Annotated in this window: 17 protein-coding genes and 1 rRNA gene; 7 read left to right on the top strand and 11 right to left on the bottom strand. The window is 61.6% G+C overall.

What is annotated here, in order from left to right; genetic code table 11:
- Nucleotides 1-110: ribosomal RNA gene (gene rrf, locus HBO41_RS16685) — 5S ribosomal RNA — on the top strand; the annotation flags it as partial.
- Between the two features lie 347 nt (nt 111-457).
- A complete protein-coding gene (gene mrdA, locus HBO41_RS16690) occupies nt 458-2,350 on the top strand; it encodes a penicillin-binding protein 2 (protein ID WP_099550099.1) in 1,893 nt (630 codons plus the stop codon).
- Here mrdA and HBO41_RS16695 read toward each other — a convergent pair whose 3' ends face one another.
- Nucleotides 2,351-2,752 (bottom strand): GFA family protein, encoded by a 402-nt coding sequence (locus tag HBO41_RS16695; RefSeq protein WP_017135350.1) that lies wholly within the window; start codon nt 2,750-2,752, stop codon nt 2,351-2,353.
- Nucleotides 2,753-2,852: 100 nt separating this feature from the next.
- Here HBO41_RS16695 and HBO41_RS16700 point away from each other — a divergent pair, with 100 nt between their 5' ends.
- Nucleotides 2,853-3,320: an SRPBCC family protein gene (locus HBO41_RS16700; protein WP_017135349.1), complete on the top strand. Its 468-nt coding sequence runs from the start codon at nt 2,853-2,855 to the stop codon at nt 3,318-3,320.
- Between the two features lie 44 nt (nt 3,321-3,364).
- Here the strand turns inward: HBO41_RS16700 and HBO41_RS16705 are convergent, their stop codons facing one another.
- Nucleotides 3,365-5,587 carry a TonB-dependent siderophore receptor gene (locus tag HBO41_RS16705; RefSeq protein ID WP_169986996.1) on the bottom strand — a complete coding sequence of 741 codons (2,223 nt, stop codon included), beginning with the start codon at nt 5,585-5,587 and terminating at the stop codon, nt 3,365-3,367.
- A gap of 324 nt (nt 5,588-5,911) precedes the next feature.
- On the opposite strand from HBO41_RS16705, the gene HBO41_RS16710 reads away from it, so the two are divergent.
- The 4 genes from HBO41_RS16710 (at nt 5,912) to HBO41_RS16725 (ending at nt 10,306) form a co-directional block, all read left to right on the top strand.
- On the top strand, nt 5,912-8,269 hold the full coding sequence (locus HBO41_RS16710) for a DNA polymerase II (protein ID WP_169986998.1): 2,358 nt from the start codon (nt 5,912-5,914) through the stop codon (nt 8,267-8,269).
- Between the two features lie 72 nt (nt 8,270-8,341).
- A complete protein-coding gene (locus HBO41_RS16715; RefSeq protein ID WP_099550095.1) occupies nt 8,342-8,920 on the top strand; it encodes a GNAT family N-acetyltransferase in 579 nt (192 codons plus the stop codon).
- A 13-nt stretch (nt 8,921-8,933) separates the two neighbouring features.
- Nucleotides 8,934-9,554, top strand: coding sequence for a glutathione S-transferase family protein (locus HBO41_RS16720; protein WP_169987000.1), 621 nt, complete (start codon nt 8,934-8,936; stop codon nt 9,552-9,554).
- A 176-nt stretch (nt 9,555-9,730) separates the two neighbouring features.
- Nucleotides 9,731-10,306 carry a DUF4174 domain-containing protein gene (locus HBO41_RS16725; RefSeq protein ID WP_017135343.1) on the top strand — a complete coding sequence of 192 codons (576 nt, stop codon included), beginning with the start codon at nt 9,731-9,733 and terminating at the stop codon, nt 10,304-10,306.
- A gap of 59 nt (nt 10,307-10,365) precedes the next feature.
- Here HBO41_RS16725 and HBO41_RS16730 read toward each other — a convergent pair whose 3' ends face one another.
- The 9 genes from HBO41_RS16730 to HBO41_RS16770 form a co-directional block, all read right to left on the bottom strand.
- Nucleotides 10,366-11,772 (bottom strand): lipid II flippase MurJ, encoded by a 1,407-nt coding sequence (locus HBO41_RS16730; protein ID WP_017135342.1) that lies wholly within the window; start codon nt 11,770-11,772, stop codon nt 10,366-10,368.
- Nucleotides 11,772-12,593, bottom strand: a complete 822-nt coding sequence (locus HBO41_RS16735; protein WP_169987002.1) for an acyltransferase — start codon at nt 12,591-12,593, stop codon at nt 11,772-11,774. The genes HBO41_RS16730 and HBO41_RS16735 overlap by 1 nt, the downstream gene beginning before the upstream one ends.
- Nucleotides 12,590-13,993: an O-antigen ligase gene (locus tag HBO41_RS16740; RefSeq protein WP_017135340.1), complete on the bottom strand. Its 1,404-nt coding sequence runs from the start codon at nt 13,991-13,993 to the stop codon at nt 12,590-12,592. Before HBO41_RS16740 ends, HBO41_RS16735 begins: the two co-directional genes overlap by 4 nt.
- The gene (locus HBO41_RS16745) at nt 13,993-15,096 is read right to left on the bottom strand and encodes a glycosyltransferase family 1 protein (protein WP_169987004.1); all 1,104 of its coding nucleotides are present in this window, start codon (nt 15,094-15,096) and stop codon (nt 13,993-13,995) included. The genes HBO41_RS16740 and HBO41_RS16745 overlap by 1 nt, the downstream gene beginning before the upstream one ends.
- A complete protein-coding gene (locus HBO41_RS16750) occupies nt 15,087-16,301 on the bottom strand; it encodes a glycosyltransferase family 4 protein (protein ID WP_169987006.1) in 1,215 nt (404 codons plus the stop codon). Before HBO41_RS16750 ends, HBO41_RS16745 begins: the two co-directional genes overlap by 10 nt.
- Before the next feature lie 22 nt (nt 16,302-16,323).
- Nucleotides 16,324-17,664, bottom strand: coding sequence for a beta-xylosidase (locus HBO41_RS16755; RefSeq protein WP_032865434.1), 1,341 nt, complete (start codon nt 17,662-17,664; stop codon nt 16,324-16,326).
- Nucleotides 17,661-18,842, bottom strand: a complete 1,182-nt coding sequence (locus HBO41_RS16760) for a glycosyltransferase (protein ID WP_017135336.1) — start codon at nt 18,840-18,842, stop codon at nt 17,661-17,663. Before HBO41_RS16760 ends, HBO41_RS16755 begins: the two co-directional genes overlap by 4 nt.
- The gene (locus HBO41_RS16765) at nt 18,842-20,821 is read right to left on the bottom strand and encodes an exopolysaccharide transport family protein (RefSeq protein WP_169987008.1); all 1,980 of its coding nucleotides are present in this window, start codon (nt 20,819-20,821) and stop codon (nt 18,842-18,844) included. Before HBO41_RS16765 ends, HBO41_RS16760 begins: the two co-directional genes overlap by 1 nt.
- A gap of 70 nt (nt 20,822-20,891) precedes the next feature.
- The gene (locus HBO41_RS16770; protein WP_017135334.1) at nt 20,892-21,719 is read right to left on the bottom strand and encodes a polysaccharide biosynthesis/export family protein; all 828 of its coding nucleotides are present in this window, start codon (nt 21,717-21,719) and stop codon (nt 20,892-20,894) included.

Consider the following 21,719-nt stretch of genomic DNA (forward strand, 5'->3'; position numbering starts at 1 on the left):
GACCATAGAGCATTGGAACCACCTGATCCCATCCCGAACTCAGTAGTGAAACGATGCATCGCCGATGGTAGTGTGGGGTTTCCCCATGTGAGAGTAGGTCATCGTCAAGATTAAATTCCGAAACCCCATTTGCGAAAGCAGATGGGGTTTTGTTTTGGGCGGTCGAAAAGCGCCAACTTCAAAACCTCTACGCCTTGATCAGCTCAATCGGCATCATCCCGATCGCCATTCTCACACGCGTCCTGCACAAAGCTGGAGGGTCATGTAATTGATCGCACTTGCGTGATTAAGGCCTTTTGCAGCCAAAATCGGTCCGTGTCTGACAAAACAGCATGCCGTTGGGGAAATCGATGCAAAGTGTTTCTGCATTTTTGGTATGGTGCAGCACATTTTCACAAGGATTGATCTTTCAACCGCAGGACGCGGCGTCGAACTTCTTCAACGAGATGCTGTAGAAATGCCTGAACCGATACCGATCAAGGATCACGAAAAAGAAAACCGCCTGGTCAACAAGCGCTTGCTCGCCTGCGCACTCTTGGTGATTGGTATTACCTGCGCCCTGGTCGGGCGCATGTATTTCCTGCAGGTGGTGCAGTACGACTATCACTCGACGATTTCCGAGAACAACCGGGTCCACGTACTGCCGATCACGCCGACGCGCGGGCTGATTTATGACCGCAACGGCGTGGTGCTGGCCGACAACCGTCCCAGCTACAACCTGACCATCACTCGCGAGCGCACCACCGACCTCAAGGGCGAGCTGGACGCTATCGTCAGCCTGTTGCACTTACCCGCGGAAGACCGAGCGGTATTCGACAAGGCATTGAAACAAGCCCGCCATCCTTTTGTGCCGGTAACGCTGTTCTACGAATTGACCGAAGAGCAGATTGCCTTGCTGGCCGTTAACGAGTTCCGCTTGCCGGGCGTCGATGTTGAACCTCAGTTCGTGCGGCATTACCCGTTGGGCGCGCATTTTGCCCACTCGATTGGCTACGTTGGCCGAATCAACGAGAAAGAATCCAAGGCCCTCGACTCGGTGGAGTACCGCGGTACCCAGTCCATCGGCAAGACCGGTATCGAGCGTTTCTACGAGTCCGAGCTGCACGGCCATGTCGGCTATGAAGAGGTCGAGACCAATGCCCAGGGCCGCGTGTTGCGCGTGCTCAAGCATACCGACCCGATCCCCGGCAAAAACATCGTGCTGAGCCTCGACGTCAAGCTCCAGGAAGCCGCGGAAGAGGCCTTGGGCGATCGCCGTGGTTCGGTGGTGGCCCTCGACCCGCAGACCGGCGAAGTGCTGGCCATGGTGAGTAAGCCGAGCTTTGACCCGAATCTGTTCGTCACCGGCATCAGTTTCAAGGAATATGCCGCGCTGCACGACTCCATCGACCGACCGCTGTTTAACCGCGTGCTACGCGGGCTTTACGCGCCCGGCTCGACCATCAAGCCGGAAGTGGCCATCGCCGGCCTCGACAGTGGCGTGGTGACCGCGCAAACCCGAGTGTTCGACCCCGGTTATTACCAACTGCCCGATTTTGACCACAAATACCGCAACTGGAACCACAGCGGTGACGGCTGGGTGGACATGGATGCGGCGATCATGCGCTCCAACGACACCTACTTTTACGACTTGGCCCACAAGCTGGGTATTGATCGCCTGCACGACTACCTGGCCGAGTTCGGCCTCGGTCAGAAAGTCTCTCTCGACATGTTCGAAGAATCAGCTGGCCTGATGCCTTCCCAGGCCTGGAAGCGTGCAACCCGTCGCCAGCCCTGGTTCCCGGGCGAAACCGTGATCCTCGGCATTGGCCAGGGCTATATGCAGGTCACGCCATTGCAGTTGGCCCAGGCCACCGCGTTGATCGCCAACAAAGGTGTGTGGAACCGTCCGCACTTGGCCAAGACTATCAATGGCGTGCCGCCGGTGGACGAGAACCCAATGCCTAACGTAGTGCTCAAGGATCCGCGTGATTGGGAGCAGGTCAACCACGGCATGCAGCTGGTGATGCATGACCCTCGCGGTATCGCCCGTGCAGCAGCGGCCGGTGCTCAGTACCGGATCGCCGGCAAGAGTGGTACTGCGCAGGTGGTGGCGATCAAGCAGGGTGAGCGCTATGACCGCAACAAGACGCTGGAACGGCATCGCGACAACGCCTTGTTCGTCGGTTTTGCGCCGGCCGAACATCCGAAAATCGTGATCTCGGTGATGATCGAAAACGGCGAGGCCGGTGGCCGCGTGGCGGGCCCGGTGGTGCGGCAGATCATGGACGCCTGGCTGCTTGACCAGGAAGGCCATCTCAAGCCGCAATATGCGACGCCGGCCAAGGCGCCCGGTGACCCGCACGTCTAGTCAAACCTTCCACTCATCCCAGTGCTCTACGCCTGCGTAAGCAAGCCAGGGCACATCATGGGCCGTCCAGATGTGCGAGGTGGGCCGCACGCCAGGGTCATCATCCAGCGTCGCCACCCGCACAATCACATGGGGCTGATGCCCACGCTCAGCCATCAGGTGTGACCCGCAGCGCGAACAGAAATGCCTGAGCTTGCCCGGTGAAGATTCAAACGACGACAGCAGCGCCTCACCCTGCATCCAGCGAAAGTGCTCGCGCATCACTCCGGCGGTGGCCACGAATGCGGCTGCGTGCACCTTGCGGCAACTGTCGCAATGGCAGTGGCTGATGGGCATGTCCAAGCTGTCGATTTGATAGCGCACGGCTTTGCAGAAGCAACTTCCATTCAGCGGGTCAGTCATACACGTATTGCCTGATTAAGGACGGGGACAATCATCATTGCTTACAACCTGAGGTTGCGCATTGTTTGTTGTCGCCTACTTTCAATGGAGGAGGTGACTTATGCACGTGTTAGATCGCATCGAACGAAAAGTCCTGCTCAACGTACCGCGCAAGCAGATCTGGGAAGCGCTCACCAATGCCGAGCAATTTGGCGAGTGGTTTGGCATCGCCCTCAAGGGTAAAACCTTTACCGCTGGAAAAACCATCGAGGCGCCGATCACCTACCCAGGCTACGAACATGTGGTGTGGAAGGCGGAAATCGTGCGCATCCTGCCCCAAACCCTGTTCTCATTCAGATGGCACCCTTACGCTGTCGAGAAGGGCGTCGACTACGACCACGAAACACCGACCCTGGTAGAGTTCACCCTCGAAGACCGCGCGCCGGGCATCCTGCTGCGGGTGGTCGAATCCGGTTTTGACGCAGTGCCCGAACCCCGTCGCCAAAAAGCCTTCAGGATGAATTCCCGAGGCTGGGACGAGCAAATGGGCAACATCGAAAATTATCTGAACCAGGCCCACCGCGCCTGAGCCAGCGATGCGCAAATCCGCTGACTCATGTGGTTACAACGCGTTTAGAAATCCACCGTCGCCGAGAACTTGGCGACCCGCGGATCACCTTGGGTCAGATAACCGCCCAGCGCCGATTCCCAGTATTTGGTATTCGCCACGTTCTCCACTGTGGCACCCAGGCTCACATCACGCTGGGCCACCTTGAAGTTGTAGCGGGCGCCCACATCGAAGCGATTCCAGGCCGGCAGGCTGAGATTGTTCGCCGCATCGGCGTACTGGCCGCCGGTACGCAGCATACGGCCGTTGACGCTCACGCCTTGCAGACCCGGCACATCCCAATCCACGCCGGCATTAAGTTGGAAGGACGGCACGCCAATGGCGCGGTTGCCGTCGTTGGCGCCGTTTGCCGTGCCGTTGACTTCGGTGTGGATGATGGTCGCGCCGCCCAGCAGGCGCAAGCCGCTGACAGGTTCGCCGAAGACGTTCAGCTCTACACCTTTGTTGACTTGCTCGCCTTCGAAGACAAAGGTCGCGGTGCCGTCCGCATTCAGTTGGGAAAAACCCTGGGTCGGCTGTTCGATTCGGTACACACCCAGCGTTGCGCCGTAGGTGCCCATGTCGAGCTTGACGCCAGCCTCGGTCTGTTTCGAACGCGCGGGTGCAAAGGTCTGGTTGGCGTTGGTTACGATGGCGCTGCTGAAGGTGGAGGGAGCCGTCGGCCCTGACGCCAGGCCTTCGATGTGGTTGGCGTAGAGAGACACATGCTCCCATGGCTTGAACACCAGGCCATACACCGGCGTGGTGATGCCCTTGGCGTAGTTGGCGGTGTGTGTGCCGGTGCCGTAGGCGTAGCCCTGAACCACCAGCTCCTGGCGGCGCAGGCCGGCGGTGAACAGCAAACGGTCATCCATAAAGCCGAAGGTGTCCGACACCGCCGCGCTGCGGGCGAAGGTCTTGGCGGTGATGCCGGGGTCGTTCAGGTCGCTGCCGGAGGTGAAGCCGCCTTTGGCTGGAGCGGTCACATCGGCGGGGCTGTAAATATTGGTCGGCTGGCTGCCGGAGGCAAAGTCAAAGGCGTTGCGGGTCTGGGTCCAGATGCCGGTCAAGCCGAGGTTCAATTTGTGGCTGACAGCACCGGTCTGGAACTTGCCGTTCAGGCCGGCCATCAGGCTGGTGTTGTCTTCCTGATGCGCAATGTTCGAGCCGCTGACTGTGGCATTGCCCAATGTGTCCCTCAGGGTCACCGACGAATAGCGGCCCAGCTCGTTGGTGTGCTTGGCGCCACCGGCGATGTAGGCGGTCCAGTTATCGTTGAGGTCATACTCGCCGCGCAACATGCCGAAGGTGTCTTCCAGGCTGGTGGTGCCCCAGTTCGGCGCGTAGTTGGTGTCGGCCGACGGCGCATTCGGGATATGGGTCAGCCCGCTGCCAAGCAACACCGTGTTGCGTCCGCCATTGACCTGCTGCTTCTGATAAACAAAGTCGCCGGACACCCGCAGGGCATCGCTGCGATAGTCCAGGCCGACCGAAAACAGCTTCGAACGCTGGCTTTCGTCGTCGATGGCGGTGTCGCCTTCGCGCTGGGAAATATTCACCCGCGCGCCAAAACGGTTGTCTTCGCCGAAGCGCTGGCCGATGTCCAGGTGTTCACCCACCCGGCCGTCACTGCTGATGTCGGTGCTCAAACGGCGCAAAGGCACATCATCAGCGCGCTTGGGTTGCAGGTTGACGCCGCCGCCGATGCCGGAGCCGCTGGGTGTGACGCCGTTGATGAACGCGTTGGGGCCTTTGAACACTTCAACCCGTTCCAGGGCGTCGGTGGACATGATCTGGCGCGGCAGGATGCCGTACAAACCGTTGAACGAAATATCGTCGCCGTTGAGCGGCAGGCCACGAATCACAAAGGCTTGAGCCTGGTTCGCATAGCCCGATGCCTGGCGCACGGACGAGTCATTGAGCAACACATCGCCGACGGTTTGCGCATGCTGCTCGCGGATCAACTTCTCGGTGTAGGAGGACATGCTGAACGGCGCGTCCATGATGTCCTGGTTGCCCAGCACACCTAATTGGCCGCCGCGCGCGACCTGGCCGCCAGCGTAAACCGGCGGCAATGCATTCGGTGCAGGTGCGTCGGCGCGGATGTTGGTTGCACCCAATTCCAGTGTGTTGCCGTCTGGACGGTTGTTAGTTTCTGGGGCTGCCGCGTGAGCGGCAAGGCTCAGTGAGCAGCAAAGGGCAAGCAGGGCAGGGCGAAACGGTACAGAAATTTGGTTGCAGGTGGGCATGGTCGATCCGGACGGCGAACCGTCAATGTGAGGAAAAGGGCAACAACGTTGCGCTTCCTCACTGCGCGGATACGACTCCGGCGCGAATGATAGTAATTGTCATTAATGTTTCGCAACCAGTTTGTGAAATCGTCGTCCGCGCAGGCGCGAGCTGCCGACCAGCGGCGGCAAAGGTGCGTGCGGCGCACGCTTCTTCGGGCGCCTGGGCAAGGGTGATAGACCGTGCGCTGAGTACAAACGCAAAGGTAAATGCCATCGCCCATCGCGTTTGCCCGGATGCCGAGTAGAATCACGCCCTGAAAGCGATTCCTGAGGTGCGGTACGGTGGATTTACAGCAGGGTTTTGTCCTGACCCGGCATTGGCGCGACACGGCGGCGGGCACGGAGGTGAGTTTCTGGCTGGCCACCGACCAAGGCCCACGGTGCGTGCGCCTACCCGTGCAAACCTCGGTGATGTTTATTCCGCAAGCCCATCGCAAGCCGCTCGACTGGTTGCTCAAGGGCGAGCGCGAGATTGAACTGCGCCCGTTGCAATTGTGCGACTTCCATCATCGCCCTGTCCTTGGTCTCTACACCCGCCAGCACCGCCAGTTGATGGACCTGGAAAAGCGCCTGCGCGCCGCCGGTGTCGACGTCTACGAAGCCGACGTGCGCCCGCCCGAGCGTTACATGATGGAACGCTTCATCACCGCGCCCGTGTGGTTTGGCGGCACACCGGATGCCAGCGGCACCTTGCTTGAGGCGCAGATGAAACCCGCGCCGGACTACCGCCCGCCGCTCAAACTGGTGTCCCTGGACATCGAGACCACCGCCCAAGGCGATCTGTATTCCATTGCCCTGGAAGGCTGCGGCGAGCGCCAGGTGTACATGCTCGGCCCGCCAAACAAAGCCGATGCGGTGGACTTCAAACTCGACTACTGCGATACCCGCGCCCAACTGCTCGAGTGCCTCAACCAATGGCTGGCTACCCACGACCCCGATGCAATCATCGGCTGGAACCTGGTGCAGTTCGACCTGCGCGTGCTCCACGAACATGCCCAGCGCCTCAACGTGCCGCTGTTGCTCGGGCGTGGCGGCGAGGCGATGGCCTGGCGTGAACATGGCAGCCGCAACCACTACTTCGCCGCTGCCGCCGGGCGGCTGATTATCGATGGCATCGAAGCTTTGCGTTCGGCCACCTGGAGTTTCGAATCCTTCAGCCTGGAAAACGTCGCGCAAACCCTGCTCGGCGAAGGCAAGGACATCTCCACGCCGTACCAGCGCATGGACGAAATCAACCGCATGTTCGCCGAGGACAAGCCCGCATTGGCGCGCTACAACCTCAAGGACTGCGAGCTGGTCACGCGGATTTTCGCCAAGACCGAACTGCTCAAGTTCCTGCTCGAACGCGCCAGCGTCACCGGGCTGCCGGCCGACCGTAATGGCGGCTCCGTGGCGGCGTTCACGCACCTGTATATGCCGCTGATGCACCGCCAGGGCTTCGTCGCGCCGAACCTGGGCGACAAACCGCCCCAGGCCAGCCCCGGCGGGTTCGTGATGGACTCGCGTCCCGGCCTCTATGAATCGGTGCTGGTGCTGGACTACAAAAGCCTTTACCCGTCGATCATCCGCAGTTTTCTCATCGACCCGGTGGGCCTGATCGAAGGCCTCAAACATCCCGAGGACAGCGAATCGGTAGAGGGCTTTCGCGGTGCGCGTTTTTCCCGCACCCGGCATTGCCTGCCCTCGATTGTCGCGCGGGTTTCCGAAGGCCGCGAAGTGGCCAAGCGTGAACACAACGCGCCGTTGTCCCAAGCCCTTAAAATCATCATGAACGCGTTTTACGGCGTGCTTGGCTCCAGCGGTTGCCGCTTCTTCGACACGCGGCTGGCGTCCTCGATCACGATGCGTGGGCACCAGATCATGCGCCAGACCCGCGAGCTGGTCGAAGCCAAGGGTTATGACGTGATCTACGGCGACACCGACTCCACCTTCGTCTGGCTCGGCAGCGCGCATGCTGCGGAGGACGCCAGCCGCATCGGTCGGGAACTGGTGCAGCACGTCAACGAGTGGTGGCGCGCGCATCTGCAAAACGAATTCGGCCTGCAAAGCGCCCTGGAACTGCAATACGAAACCCACTTCAGCCGCTTCCTCATGCCGACCATCCGCGGCGCTGAGGAGGGCAGCAAAAAGCGCTACGCCGGCTTGGTTGTACGCGCCGACGGCAGCGAAGAAATGGTCTACAAAGGCCTGGAAACCGTGCGCAGCGACTGGTCGCCGCTGGCCCGGCAATTCCAGCAGGAACTCTATCAGCGCATCTTCCATCGCCAGCCGTATCAAGACTACGTTCGCGACTATGTGCGGCGTACCTTGAGCGGCGAACTCGACGACTTGCTGATCTACCGCAAACGCCTGCGCCGCCCACTCGACGATTACGAGCGCAACGTGCCGCCGCATGTGCGCGCCGCACGCCTGGCGGATGAATATAACGACCGTCTGGGGCGCCCGCGCCAGTATCAGCGCGGCGGCTGGATCAGCTATGTGATCACGGTCAACGGCCCGCAGCCGCTGGAAGTACGCCAGGCGCCGATCGACTACGACCACTACGTCACCCGGCAATTGCAGCCGGTGGCCGATGCGATCCTGCCGTTCGTAAATGATGATTTCGGCACGCTGGTCGGCGGGCAAATGGGCTTGTTTTAAAACGCTTGCCTGTACGTGGGGCGAGCCTGCACTCTTGGCCGCTGACGACCACTCTCAGACGGCGCAGCTTCCATGACTCAGATCACGTTGACCGGCAGCACGGTCGAACTCCAGCCCCTGCAACGCGAACACAAAACCGCCTTGCTTGAAGCGGCCGCCGACGGCCAATTGTGGAACCTCAAGGTCACCAACGTGCCAGGTCCGGACACCATCGACACCTACATCGACACGGCCTTGGCCGGCCGCGACGCGGGCAGCGTGATCCCCTTCACCCTGGTGCGCGCAGGCACTGGCCAGGTGGTGGGCAGCACGCGGTTCTGGAAGGTCGATCGGGCCAATCGCAAGCTGGAAATCGGTCACACCTGGCTGGCCGAGTCCACGCAAAAAACCGGCATCAACACCGAAGCCAAGCTCTTGCTGCTGACCTACGCTTTTGAAGTGCTCGACTGTGTGCGGGTGCAGTTCACTACCGATGAACTCAACGAAAAATCCCGTGCCGCGATCCTGCGCCTTGGCGCCGTGCAAGAGGGCATTGTGCGCCACGAGCGCATCATGCCCGATGGGCGCAAGCGCAATTCGGTGCGGTTCAGCATCATCGATTCGGAATGGCTGCAGGTGAAGGCCAGCTTGCAGGCCAAACTGCAGCGATAAGGAGACAACCCCCATGTACACGCTCTACGGCATCGACGAATCCGGCTCCTGCATGATCGAAATCGCCCTGCAGCGTTGCGCGGTGCCATGGCGGCGCATCGACGCAAGCTCCTGGGAAGACGGCGAAGGCAGCGACGCCCTGGCCCGCATCAACCCACTCAAACAAATTCCCACGTTGGTGACGCCCGAGGGCCAGGTGCTGACCGAAAGCGCCGCGATCCTGATCCACCTGGGCCTGGAGTTTCCCGCCTCCGAGCTGCTCGCCGGCAACCGTGCGCAGATCCTGCGCGGGCTGGTATACATCGCCGCCAATTGCTATTCGGCGGTCGGCATCATCGACTACCCGCAACGCTGGCTCGGTAATGTGGATGACGCCGCACAGGCGCAATTGATCAGCGGCACGCGCCGTTACCTGCACCAGGCCTGGGTGGTGTTTGCCGAGCAGTTTGCCGACCAGTTGTTCGCCCCCGGCAATGTGCCGAACGCGCTGGGCATTATGGCGGCCGCGGTGTCGCGTTGGGACGCGGCGCGGGAGGTGTTGAACAACCTCGCGCCAGGCTTTGCCCAGACGCTGGCGCGAGTGGATGCCGACCCGGTGGTGGCGCCGGTATTTGCGCGGCATTGGCCGCAATAGAACGCCTCGTAATGGTTCCGCAATCTGAAGAAACAATGACTGATAACCCCATTCGAGCCCTTGCGTGGCAGGCTTACTGACCTACGCTTCTTAACGAGGTGTAGGAATCATCCTTGAAATTGACTGTCGCAGACATGAAACTCAAGAACCCTGCATGGAATTCAAAGGAGGTGCGCATGCTCATCCGGTCGCTGACCCTGGCTACCTTGATGGCTTTTACGGGGCCGCTGTTGGCCGCTGATGATATCAACCCGCTCAAGCAGGACTTGGGCAAGGCTCGGCCGCTGGTGGTGGTGGAGCTCGATTCCGGCAACGACACTTTGGCGACCCTCAAGAAACAATTGGATGAGCCTGCTACCAAGCAGTCCTTTGAAGAGCGCAGCATGGTGTTCTACACCGTGAAGTTCGGCAGCATCGGTGCTGAAGGCGAAAAATTCGCCAAGGACCCCAAGGACAACAAGAAGCTCACGCCACCTGAAACCAACGCGCTGATCCGTGCCCTCAAGCTCGGCGCCGGCAGCGGTACAAAGGTGATCCTGATCGGCAAGGATGGCGAGAAGAAACTGGAGAAGACCGTACCGCCGGATCCCCTCGACCTGAAGGTGTTCTTCAGCACCATCGACCAGATGCCGATGGCCGAGAAAGAAGCGGCTGCTCCGGTTGTGCCAGAACCTGCGCCTGCGCCTGGCAAGAACGCTACCAAAGCGGGTAAGGCAGCCAAGCCGGCTGCGCCTCAACAGCTGGATGACTGAGTCCGTGCAGGAGCTGGCTTACCAGCTCCTGCGCAGGCCGTTGCGGTGGTGGTTCCAGTTCACTGTTTCCACGGCTTGAACCACCCAGCCAACCCTCCCAATACCAGGGCTGCCGTCACGGTACTCAAGCCCAGTTGCCAGCCATCGTTTTGCAGTGGATGCAAGATGACGGCTGCAAAACCCAGTAATACCGCACTCAGCCCCCATTGCAGCGGCCAGCCCAGTTGGCCAAGCAATTGCTGGCGTTGCATCAGCAGCAGGTTGGTGACGATAACCCCGCCCAATGCCGCCAAGGCGATACCCGGTAAACCCAGAAAGTACGGCAGCAGCACCAACAGCAAAGCGTTGACCCCGCTGCCCAGCAATTCGCAGCGCAAGGGCAGGCGCGTGTCGCCGCTGGCATAGGCATAGCGGGCGAGCATGGCGTTCCAGGCGCCGAACACCAGTGGTGTCGCGAACCAGGCCAGCAGCGCCGGCAGTGGGCCGTCGGCGCTTTGGGTGGGCATCAGCAGATGAATCAGCACCGGGCTGGCGCCGATCAGTCCGAGGGCGGCCGGCAGGCTGAGCAGGGTCGCAGCATCCAGGCCGCGACGCAGCAGGGCCAGGCGCTGTTGGCCTTGTTCGCCGCTCATCATGCCCAGCAGCACCTGGTTGAGGCTCATCAGGGCGATCAATGGCAGGTTGATCAACTTGCGGGCAAGGTTGACCCACGTGACGGCACCTTCTCCCAGGTAACTGGCGATCAAGCGTTCGAGCAGCGCCAGCCCCTGGCTGGCGACATTGCTGGCCAACAATGGCCCGATGCGCCCCAACAGTTCGCGGCCCGCCAGCTTGTCGCCAGTGACTTGCCATGGCCGCCAGCCGAAAGACCAGACCGGCGCCAGCAGCGGCAGGCACATCAACACACTGCCGGCAAAAAAGCTCATGGCCAGTTCGCCGCTGTCGCTTGCGCTGCCACGGATAAACAGGTACAGCACCGGTGGCAGATTGAACAGTAAAGAGCCCAGGCCCGGCAGCACAAAACGTTGGCGTGCCTGCAAGGGAATACTGAACAACCCATGCATCACCAGGCCCGGCGCACAGGCCGCCAGCCAACGCAAGTTAGCGGCGGCTTCGGCATGGGCCTCGGCGTCCAGGCCGGGGCCGATCAGGCGCACCCACAGCGGCGCGCCCAGCGCCAGTACGGCAAACAGGGCCAGGCCCACGCCCAGCAGGCGAGGGGAAAGACTGGCCAGCCAGGCTTGCTGGCGTTGTGGGTCGCGTTGTTGATAAAGGGGCAGGGCAGCCGCCGCAAGCAAGCCGGCGGCCAGGGTCATGCGCAACGCTTCGGGCAAAAACACCGCCACCAGAAACCCGTCGCTGCGACTGCCCGCGCCCCAGGCCGCCACCAGCAGCCATTCGCGGGCAAAACCGGCGACCAGCCCGGCGAGGGTCGCGACGGTCAGCCAGAGCGTGCTGCCGAACATCAGTGGAACAGGGTGAACAGGCCCTTGCCACCCACCTTATAGTTCAGATCATGGCAGCGTTCGCCCATGATTTTGGCCCCGGAACCGCCAATGATTTTGTAGGGGGCCACAGCCTTGGCCACCACGGTATTGGCGCTGATCACCGAGCCATGCCCCAGGTGCGTGCCGTAGCCGATCAACGCCCGGCTGCCGATCCACACATAGTCGTCGATGTAGATCGGCCCGGAAATCGACCAGAACTCCGGAGCCTGCAAGTCATGACTGCCGGCGATGATCAGCACGTGGGAAGCGATCGCCACGTGGTTGCCGATCACCAGCCCGGCGCGGGCGTCCACCTGGCAATGCCAGGCGATCACCGTATCGTCACCGACTCTCAAGTTGTGGATGCCCAATACTTCGGTGTTACGCCACAAGCTTGTGCCCTTGCCGATCTTCGCGCCGCCCAGGCGCAGCCAGGCAATGCGCACATGGTGGCTGGGGATCTTGTTGATCAAAATGTTGTAGGCCATGTCCCAGGCGTTGCGCCAGCGATCCTTGATAGTTGCCCAGTTTTTGCCATAGCGCGGAAGTAGCTTGCCCGGCAGGTCCTGTTTCATACGACGGAACAAAAGGCGGGCCACCGGGTGCTCAAGGGTGGGTTCCAGGTCGATGGAGTTTATCCAGAAGCGTTTGTTGTCGCCTTCGCCCTCTTCAAACACTACGTCGTTGGCCAGGCACCAGTCCAGCGCCTCTTCCAGGTCCGGCAGGCTCACGCCTATTTCAGCGGCCAGTGTGGGGAGGCGGTCGCGCAAATCGGTGGAGTGAATCATCCGGTGCTTCATGGTTGGTTATCCTTTGGCGCAATAGCAGCAACAGGGGCGGTAATGGAGGGGCGCAGACGCACCTGTTGCAGGCTCATGCCCATCAACAGCCAGAACAGCGCGATCAGTACAAAGGTGAAGCTGAAATAGTGGTCGAAAATCCCCGTCAACAGCGCTGCCATCACGCCGCAGATACACCCCAGCCACAGGGCGTTGTCGGCGGTGACCTTGCGCACCTGGCCCAGGGGCCGCACTTCCCGCCACCACAACACAGTGACGGTGATAAACAACAGCATCCCCGGAATGCCGACCTTGTAGATGAAGTTCAGCCACAGGTTAGAGATGCCCAGCAGGTTGGTGCCGGGTACGGGTGGGTCTATCTTGAAGCCGATCCCCAAGGGATATGTCGACATGGCCTCGGGGAATCTTGCGTACTCGTCGAAGCGGATTTCGGTACTGGCATTGGTGGACGAGAAGATGGTCAGCAAGCGCTCCTGCAACGGCGGATAGAACATCACCAGCGCAACCCCAAACGCCACGCCGATACCGATGATGCGCCCGCTGTTAGGCACGCGCTTATAGGTCAGCCAGATCAGCACCAGCGCCAGGGCCACGATGGCGCCGCGGGAAATACTCAGCAGCAGGCCGGCGCAACCCAGCACCGCCACCGCCAGGCCCAGCGCCCGGCGCCAGCCGCTGCGGGTCCAGCCGTAGAACAGCGCCAGGGGGATAAACAGCACCAGCACGCCACCCGTCAGGTTCGGGTGCACCCAGGGCGAGGCCATGCGCGTGTAGTTGGCGGAAAAAATATCCTTCACCGCTTCCGGGTGGGCGTACTTGAGGTCGGTGAGCACCTCGATCATCGACATGGCGTTGCGCGTCTTCAGAAACATGAAAATCGACAGCAACAGCATCGCCAGGTTGCCCAGCAGCAGGGCGACCACCACCTTGTCGCGGTCGGCGTCGGTGCGCAGCAGCAACGGCACGATAAACAGCAACGACAGGTTCATCAGCCAGCGTACCCAGTTCACCGGCCCGTTGCCTTCGGCATGGATGATGACCATGCCCCAGATAAACGGAATAGTACTGAACAGCATCAGCCACATCAGCGCGCGCTCGGTCGGACGCCACAGGATCAAGCCGCGGGTCTTGCCGATAAACGATTGCCAGAACACCCCGACCCAGGTCAGCCCCAACACCGCTTCGCTGATGGTGGTGCGGATCCCCAGTTCCAACGTGGTGTAGGGAATGCTGGTGGCCAACACCGCGAAAATCAGCAAGCCCCACAGGGGAAAGCGGATCAGGGTCAAGGCCACACCCGCGCCGGCCACGACCAGCAAGGTCTTGATCGGCGACAGGGCCAACAGCAAAATGCCGAAGACCAGGCCCAGGAGCAGGCTGATGAATTTTCCTGGCAGCATTAGCGGTCCAATTCCTTGAGCAAAGTATCCAGGCGCGAGCGATAGGCCGGTTCGGCAAATTGCCGGGCCCAGGCGCGCTGCGTTTCGGCGTCTGCCGTGTTGCCTGCGGTTGCCATTTGCTGCATGACGTTCTGCAATTGCCTGGCATCGTGTGGGTCGAAGCGCGGGGCGCCGGGCGGCGCGACTTCATCCAGGGCGGAACCGCGTGCCACCGCCACCGGCGTGCCCACACTCAAGGCTTCCACCACCGGCAGGCCAAAGCCCTCGGCATAAGACGGCTGCCATAGGCAGTCGGTATGACGGTAAAGGGCTTGCAGTTGGCCGTCGGATAAACCGCTGCACCAGTGCAGGCCCGGCAGTTCGCCAAGGGCGGACGGTACATCGCTGGCGTGGCCCACCAGTACCAGGTCCGGCACCTCAGGGTTCGCCGTACGGCAGGCCTGCCATTGGCGCAGGAAAAATGCCATGTTCTTGCGCGGCTCCCGTGTGCCCACCACCAACCAGTAACGCGCCGGCAGGTTGTCTGGCTGCGGTTCTGGCGCTGCATTCAATTCGGGCACCAGGTTGCTCAACACCCGGAACTTGGCCCGGGCCCAGGGGAATACGCGGGCGGCTTCGTTGCAGGAAAACTGCGAAGGGCACCACACCCGGTCAGCCTGCCACACCGACCAGGCAATCGAGGCACCGTCGATCAAGCGATAGGCCAGGGCCTTGAGCCTGGAGCGATGGAAGTTACGCTGAGTCAGCTGAAACAGGTCATGCAGCACCAGGACATAACGGGTGCCGGCGGGTTTGCGGCACAGCGGCAAGCCCATATTGGCCGTGGCGATGTGCAGGTCGATCTGTTGTTCATGCAAGGATCTGGGCAAAAATTTTCGCTCAAACCGCAAGCGTACCTGCGGCCGTTGCAGGCCATCCAGCGGGCTGGCCCACGGTGGGCATATGGCGGTCTGGCGTTGCGGGTGGTCCAGGGGCGCCTCAGTGAACAGCAGCACCTCAGTGTTGTCCCGCGCGCGCAGGGCATCTTCCAGCGCCAGGACCTGGCGGGCGATGCCCGACGAGGGCGCAACCGTGGCGGGGCGATAGTCCAGGGCTACGCGCATGGCTGAAATTCCTTAGAGTCGATCAAGGTGTTGTAGATGTGCTCCAGTTCGTCACCGGCCACCGCCCAGTCGTGGTAGTGCCGCGCATACTCGCGTGCCGCATCGGCCAGTTGCCGGGCCAGCAGCGGCTGATCGAGCAGGCGCACGATGGCGTCGGCCAGAGCCTCGGCGCTTTCGCCCGCCAGGTAATGCGCCTGTGGTTGCACCGCCAACCCGGAAACACCCTGGGCCGTGCTGACCAGCGGCAAGCCGGCGGCCATTGCCTCCAACACCTTGAGCTTGGAGCCGCCGCCATGGCGCAACGCGGCGACAAAACCGGCGCAGCGCCGTTGCAGAGCGCACAGATCAGGAACAAACCCCAGCCACTCGACACGTTCATCCGGCCAACGGTCGCGCCAGTGTTCGGGCAAGCCGTAACCGGCCACCGCCAGGCGCGCGTTCGGACACTGCAGCCAGACCCGGGGGAATATCTCCTCAAGCAACCACTGCACAGCGTCCAGGTTCGGTGCGTATTCGTAATTGCCGACAAACAACAAACGCTGGCTCTGCGCATCGGCACTGACCTGGGCGAAGGCACGGCTGTCGACGCCATTGACCACCACGCTTACCGGCGTTGCAGTCAACGGCCGCATGGCCTGGGCGTCCGCCTCGGTCACCGCAATCACATGGGCGGCGGCATCGAACGCCTTGCGCTCCCATTGCCGGCAGCGCCATTGGTCGTACTGCACGAACGGCGCGGCCCACTTGGGGAAACGGTCATAAGTGGCGCCGCCCAGGCTTGATTCCAGGTTGTGCTCGGTCAGCACAAACTCGCGCTTGCGCTGCTGCAAGGTGCGCAGAAACGGTTGCAGGCTGTAGCTGTGTTCCACTTGAATCACGTCCCAGCGCTCGTTCAACAGTTGCGCAAATTGGGCTTGCAACGGTGCCGACAGGCCATTGACCGTGGTCAGCAACGGCCACGGTGCGAATACGCCCGCGAGCAGGGTCATCGGGTGTTTCAGTGGCCGGCGCGGCACCACGATCAGGCGCTCGAGCAAGGGTTCAAGGGCTGCGTGCGCCGCGTCATCGGCCGGTGTCTTCGATTGCGCCAGCAGCGTGATGCGATGCCCGCGCTCACTCAAGGTGCGCAGCAAATGATACTGCCGGGTCTTGCCGCCGCTGGTGGTCGGCCACGGCAGGTAGGGCACAATCCATAGGATTCTCATGTACAGCTCTCCATGCCCGGGGCTACCACACCAGTATCTGCAAACTCGGCTTCACCACTGGGCGAATACCGTTGTCGTCGCTCAGGGTTTGCCGGGCTCCGGTCAGCGGGTCCAGCAGTTCTGCGCGTTTAATATCCGGCAGGCTGATGCTGCTGCCTTCGGCACTCCAGTACATCAACAGGTGTTTTCCGTCAGGCCGTGTCCAGGCCACGCTGTAGAAACTGTCCGGCACGTCCTTGAGTTGTGGCGTGGTGCCGGGTTTAAGAGAGGGACCGGTGATCTCAAGGAAGCGGGCGAGGGCGGTGTACACCGGCTTGGGTTCGCCGTCCAGGTTCAGCAGGCCGTAATGCTGGTCGCGTGGCGAGGCGCGTTGGTCGAGGTCGGACAGCGCGAACAGGAAAATCTTCTGATAGTCCTGGGACGCCATCAACGCCAGACGGCGCAAGGTGTAGTCGGCCTGCCCGTCGATACCGATCAGGTCCTGCATCTCTTTGGGGCCGGCATAGCTGGACCAGCCCCACTCGGTAGCCCATACGTTCTTGATCCCGGCGCCGTGCAGCATGGTATTGAGTTGATCACCGCGCAGCAGCACTTCGTTCTTGCCCGGTTCATCGGTTTCCGGGGTCATCGAATAAGGGTGATAGGCCGCGACCATGCCCAGGTTTTGCACGCCCAGCGCGCCGAGCGCTTCGAACATCAGGGTTTTGCCACGCGGCGGCATTTGGCTGTAGTACGCCATGCCGCCCATGACCTGCAGTTTGCCGGGCGCGGCAATATTCAACGCCTGGTGACTGGCCAATAACAATTGCCCGTACTCCTTGGCGTTGACTTCGGGGCGCCAGTTGTTCGGCAGGTTCTGCTCGTTCCATACCTGCCAGGCATCAATATTGGGGTAGCGCTTGGCCAGGAGTGCCAGGCGCAGCGCATAGATTTCGGGGTCCCGCGGGCGATACTGGTCCTGGAACTTCGCGCCCTTGGGGGCGGTGGTGATAAAGGGCGCCGAACCGACCAGGTAAAACACCGAGCGGATTTTTTCAGCGCTCAGGGTGCGGTCCAGTTCATCGAAGGTGCTGAGTTGATAACCGTCTTCTGTGGGCTCCAGGCGATCCCAGTGCAGGTCGACCCGCACCCATTGCAATCCAAGTTTCTTGTATTGCGTGATCTGCTGGCGGTACTGCTCGGGCGTGAACCACAGAAAGTGCGCGTTCACGCCGAGGAAGTCCTTCCATACCACACTGCGCTCCGGGGCCAGGTTCACCGGCTGCGCATCGACTTTTTCACTCGACAGCAGGGCGCCACCCACGGCGATTGCCAGCACCAGCGGCAGATAGCGCCACATCGGGCGAACAGATGAAATATTCATCGCAACGGCTCCTCACAAGCATCTCGAAATAGTTCGGCAAAACGTCGGGCCGTGGTGGCCCACTGGCGTTGGTGGCCGATTTCCGCTGCCCGGGTAGCCCATTGCCGGGCCTGCTGCGGGTCGAGGATCAAGCGGTTCAAGGCGTTGCTCAAGGAATCGATATCGCCCTGCTGATAGGTGATGCCATTGCCGCCGGCCACCTCTTCAGCAAAGGCACGCGCATTGGAGGTGATCACCCCGCGCCCGCAGGCATTGGCCCATGACAGCGCGCCACTGGTGCCACGCATCTGTCCCAGGAAACCGAGTTTTTTCGATTCGCGGTACGGCAGCACCATCACATGGTGCGCCTGGATCGTAGCGGCGATCTGCGCTGATGGCAGGTCCAACTGCCAGTCCACCACATCCTCCAGGTGCAGCGCGATGATCTGTTGGCGCAGGCCGTCGAGGTAGTTGCCGGCCGGGTCGAAGGTCATTTCCGGAGCGGTGCCGCCGGCCAGGGTCAGGCGCACCTGGCCTCGGCATTGCGGGTGGGTGGCCAGTGACTGGGCCAGGGCCTGGAGCAGGTCCTCAATGCCCTTGCCGCGATAGATAAAGCCGAAATACAACAGACGCAACGGCGCAAGTGGCGGCAAGTCCTGGGCCGCGATGGGTAGGTTGCCGTGAGCAATCACCGCCACTTGCTGCGGACGCAGGCCCATGCGTTGGCGCAGGCAGTCGCCTCCCAGGTGGGTGAGGGTGATCAGCCGGCGCATCCCTTTGGCCAGGCGTCGTTCTTCGTGCAAGGTCAGCGGGTCGGCCAGCAGTGCCGCCGCCTGGGGCAACGGGTGGGGCAGGCGTTCGAGCAGGGTCAAGGGGAAAAACAGCTTGGCCCGGCGCCAGATCAAGCGCTCCGGGTCATGCACCGTAGCGGTCAACGGCAGTTGTGGTTGTGCCCGACGCAGGTAATCAAGCGCCTGGAACTCACCGAAGCGCCCACCTCCCAGTTCGGCATGGACCAGATCCACACCGTGCCAGTCAAAGGCTTGCAAGCGCCGCAACTGTTCAGCCAGGTCCTGGCAACCCGCGAGGGGGGTCACCACTTCAAGGCCCAGTTCGATCAACGCGTTGCGCAAATGCGCGGCGTAATCGGCGATCCCGGTCTGCTCCGGCGGCAGAGGTGCCAGCAATGCAATACGCATCAGGCCGCACCGCGCCAGCTGTTGATCCGCGCCAGGACCTTGGCCGGTACTTCGAAGCGGCGGCGGTTGAGGATCATGCCGTCGACTTTGCCGAACGCGGTGGTCAGCAGCGACACCGCGTTTTCGATGGTCGGTACGGTACTGGTGCGGGCTTCGATCACCAGCACGATCTGGTCGGCACGGCGCAGCGTCAGGAAGGCCTGCGGGTTGGATGACAAGGCCGAGGCATCCAGCAACAGCACTTCACCCGCCGTGGGCGCGTTCGCCCCGTCGACCGAGACGCGATGGCCACGTTCTTCCAGCAGGCGCTTGAGCTGCTCGATGATAAACGTCACACCCTCGCCATGCCGCGCCGAGGTCAGGCCCAGGGCAAAGCCTTCACTGGCGATGCGCTCCAGGGGCAGCAGGCTGTACAAGCGATAGAGGCTGGCGGTGACGGCGGCCGGCGTGGCGTCTTGCACGTCGGGGATGCTGCTCCACAACGGCACCTGGAACATCTCCTGCAAGCGTGTGCCATCGTGGATGCGTTGGTCCAGCAGGTACAGCACATAAATGGTCAAGAAGCCCACGGCCACGCCGGCGGGAATGGCGAACAACAGAATCAGCAGGCTTTTGGGAAACACACGTGACGGGTTCAGGGTGGCGTGTTCGATCAGGGCGATGTTGCTGATCTGGCTGTTGTCCAGTTCATGATCGATTCGCGCCTGTTCAAGGTTGTCCGAGTACAACGCGTAGCTTTTTTCGGCGGCGCGCAGTTGTTGGCTCAGCTTGTTGAGTTCCGGCTCATCGGTCATCGCCTTGTCACGCTGGTCGCGCAGCTCGGCGAGGGTTTTGTCGTAGTTCTCGATTTCGCCGGCCAGTTTGCGCTCTTGTAATTGGGCGTCGATCACTTGCTGCTTGATGTTGATCACCAGGCTGTTGGGCGCGGTGTTTTGCGAGCGTTCCAGGCGCGTGGCTTCCTGAGCGCTGAGGGCTTCGATGTCGCGGATATTCTGCTCGATCTGATTGACCTGCGGCGTGCCCGGCAGGTAGGTGCGCAACAGGCGTGCGCGTTCCACTTGCAGCGCATTGAGCTGGCGCTTGAGGTCCAGTTGGGTGGGGTTGAGGCTGGTTTCGCGCATCGTCACCACGTCTGCCGGCTGGCTCTTGATCTGCTGGCTGGCGTTGGCCAGGAGGCTGCGAATGCCCGAGATCTGGTTTTGTGCGCTGACCTTGGCGTCGGTGACACGGTCGATCTGGCTGGTGAGGTTCTTCAGGCGCGCATCGACACTGATCGAATCGATCTGCTTCAAACGGACTTGCAGTTGGTCCTTCAGGCTCTGGATATTTTCCGCCACCTTGGCGCGTTCGGTTTCATAGAAGGTATGCAGGCTCTTGCGCCCGAGAATCCGCGCACGTTCCTCAAGGTAGGCGTTGACCCATTCTTCGACGACTTTTTGCGCCACCGCCGGGTCGTCCCAGGTGAAGGAAATCTCGATCACCGAAGAGCCTGGCTCGTGAGCGGCTTTGAAGTTCTTCTCCAGCGAGGTCGCCAGGCGCTCCAGCGGGCTTTGTTTCTCGGCAAGGCCTACGAACTGCAGCACGCTGCGCACGCCGTTGACGACTTCGCCAACGCCCTTCTTGACGTAGAACTTGGTGACCTTCCAGAAACCCTGCGGCGGCTCGGAGGTCATCGCCATATAGCGCTCGGCAACGATATGCACGATGGGCCGGCCCGTGAGCATTTTTTCTTCGTCGACAATCGGGTCGTGCTGGGTGCTCGGGGCAATCAGCGTCTGGCGGTTGGCGGCTTCGATCGGCAAGGTGGTGTTGTCCCGCCCCGGCTTGACCAGCAAGCGCGCGTCGGACTCGTAGCGAGCCGGCAACAGGAAGGCACCCAGCACCGCGACGACGATCGTGGTGATCACTGCCAGTTTGAATTCGCGGCGGTAGATGAAAAACAGCCGCAGCAGGTCGCGAAGAGAGCGGATTTCGATCACAGGATCACTCCATTGCATATGGGGTTTACGAAAAACGGGAACGCTTGGTTCGAGTGATACGACGCCCGCTTCATAATCCTTGGCCTGTGTTGATGGTTGGGTTGTTGTAGATGGTGTTGCCGCTGTTTTTCACGTCGCTCTTGTTCAGGTCGTAATTCAAGCCAATGCCAATCCCCTTGTTGATCGGAAACAGCTTGGTGAAGTACATATCCACGGCCTCCACCGTCGCGCCGATGCCCGACTGCGGCACAAAGATCAAGTCGCCGCGCTGCAACGCCACCCGCGGGTGATTGGGGTTGGTCAACATGCTTTCCAGGCTGATGAAGTACGTCCTGTACTTGCCATCTGGCCCGGTGCGCAGCAAGGCCACGTTGGAGGCATCCGCCGAGGGCAATACACCACCGGAACTGAGCAGCGCCTGCTCGACGCTGACGTTGCCGGCCAAGTCGAAAAACGCCGGGTTGGACACCGCACCGCCGATAAACACCTTGTTGCTCGGCGCGCTGGCGATGTTCACCGTCACCGCCGGTTCGCGGTAGATGCGCTTGTACTTCTCGGTGATTTCCTTGCCCAGGTCTTCGGGCGTGCGCAAGGCGGCCTTGACCCGGCCAATATTGGGCACCGAGATCACGCCGTCGGGGCGCACGACGAATACGGTCATGTCATCGGCCGCCGCCGGCTCCTGGGCATCGCGCACGATCCGCAGCGAGTCGCCGGTCTGGATCAGCACCTGCGGCGGTGGCAGGTCGGCCAGGGTCAGCGCCGCTTGATGGCCGGCCTTGAGCGTATTGTTGTCAGGAAGCGGCACCCGCGCGGGGGTCGAACAGCCCGCCAGCCAGATTGAGGCACTCAAGAGGCTGAGCAGGGTAAGACGGGAACGTCGGTTGGTAGTCTTCAT

This window comes from Pseudomonas sp. WS 5146 (assembly GCF_012985495.1).
In the GTDB taxonomy this organism is placed as follows: Bacteria; Pseudomonadota; Gammaproteobacteria; order Pseudomonadales; family Pseudomonadaceae; genus Aquipseudomonas; species Aquipseudomonas edaphica.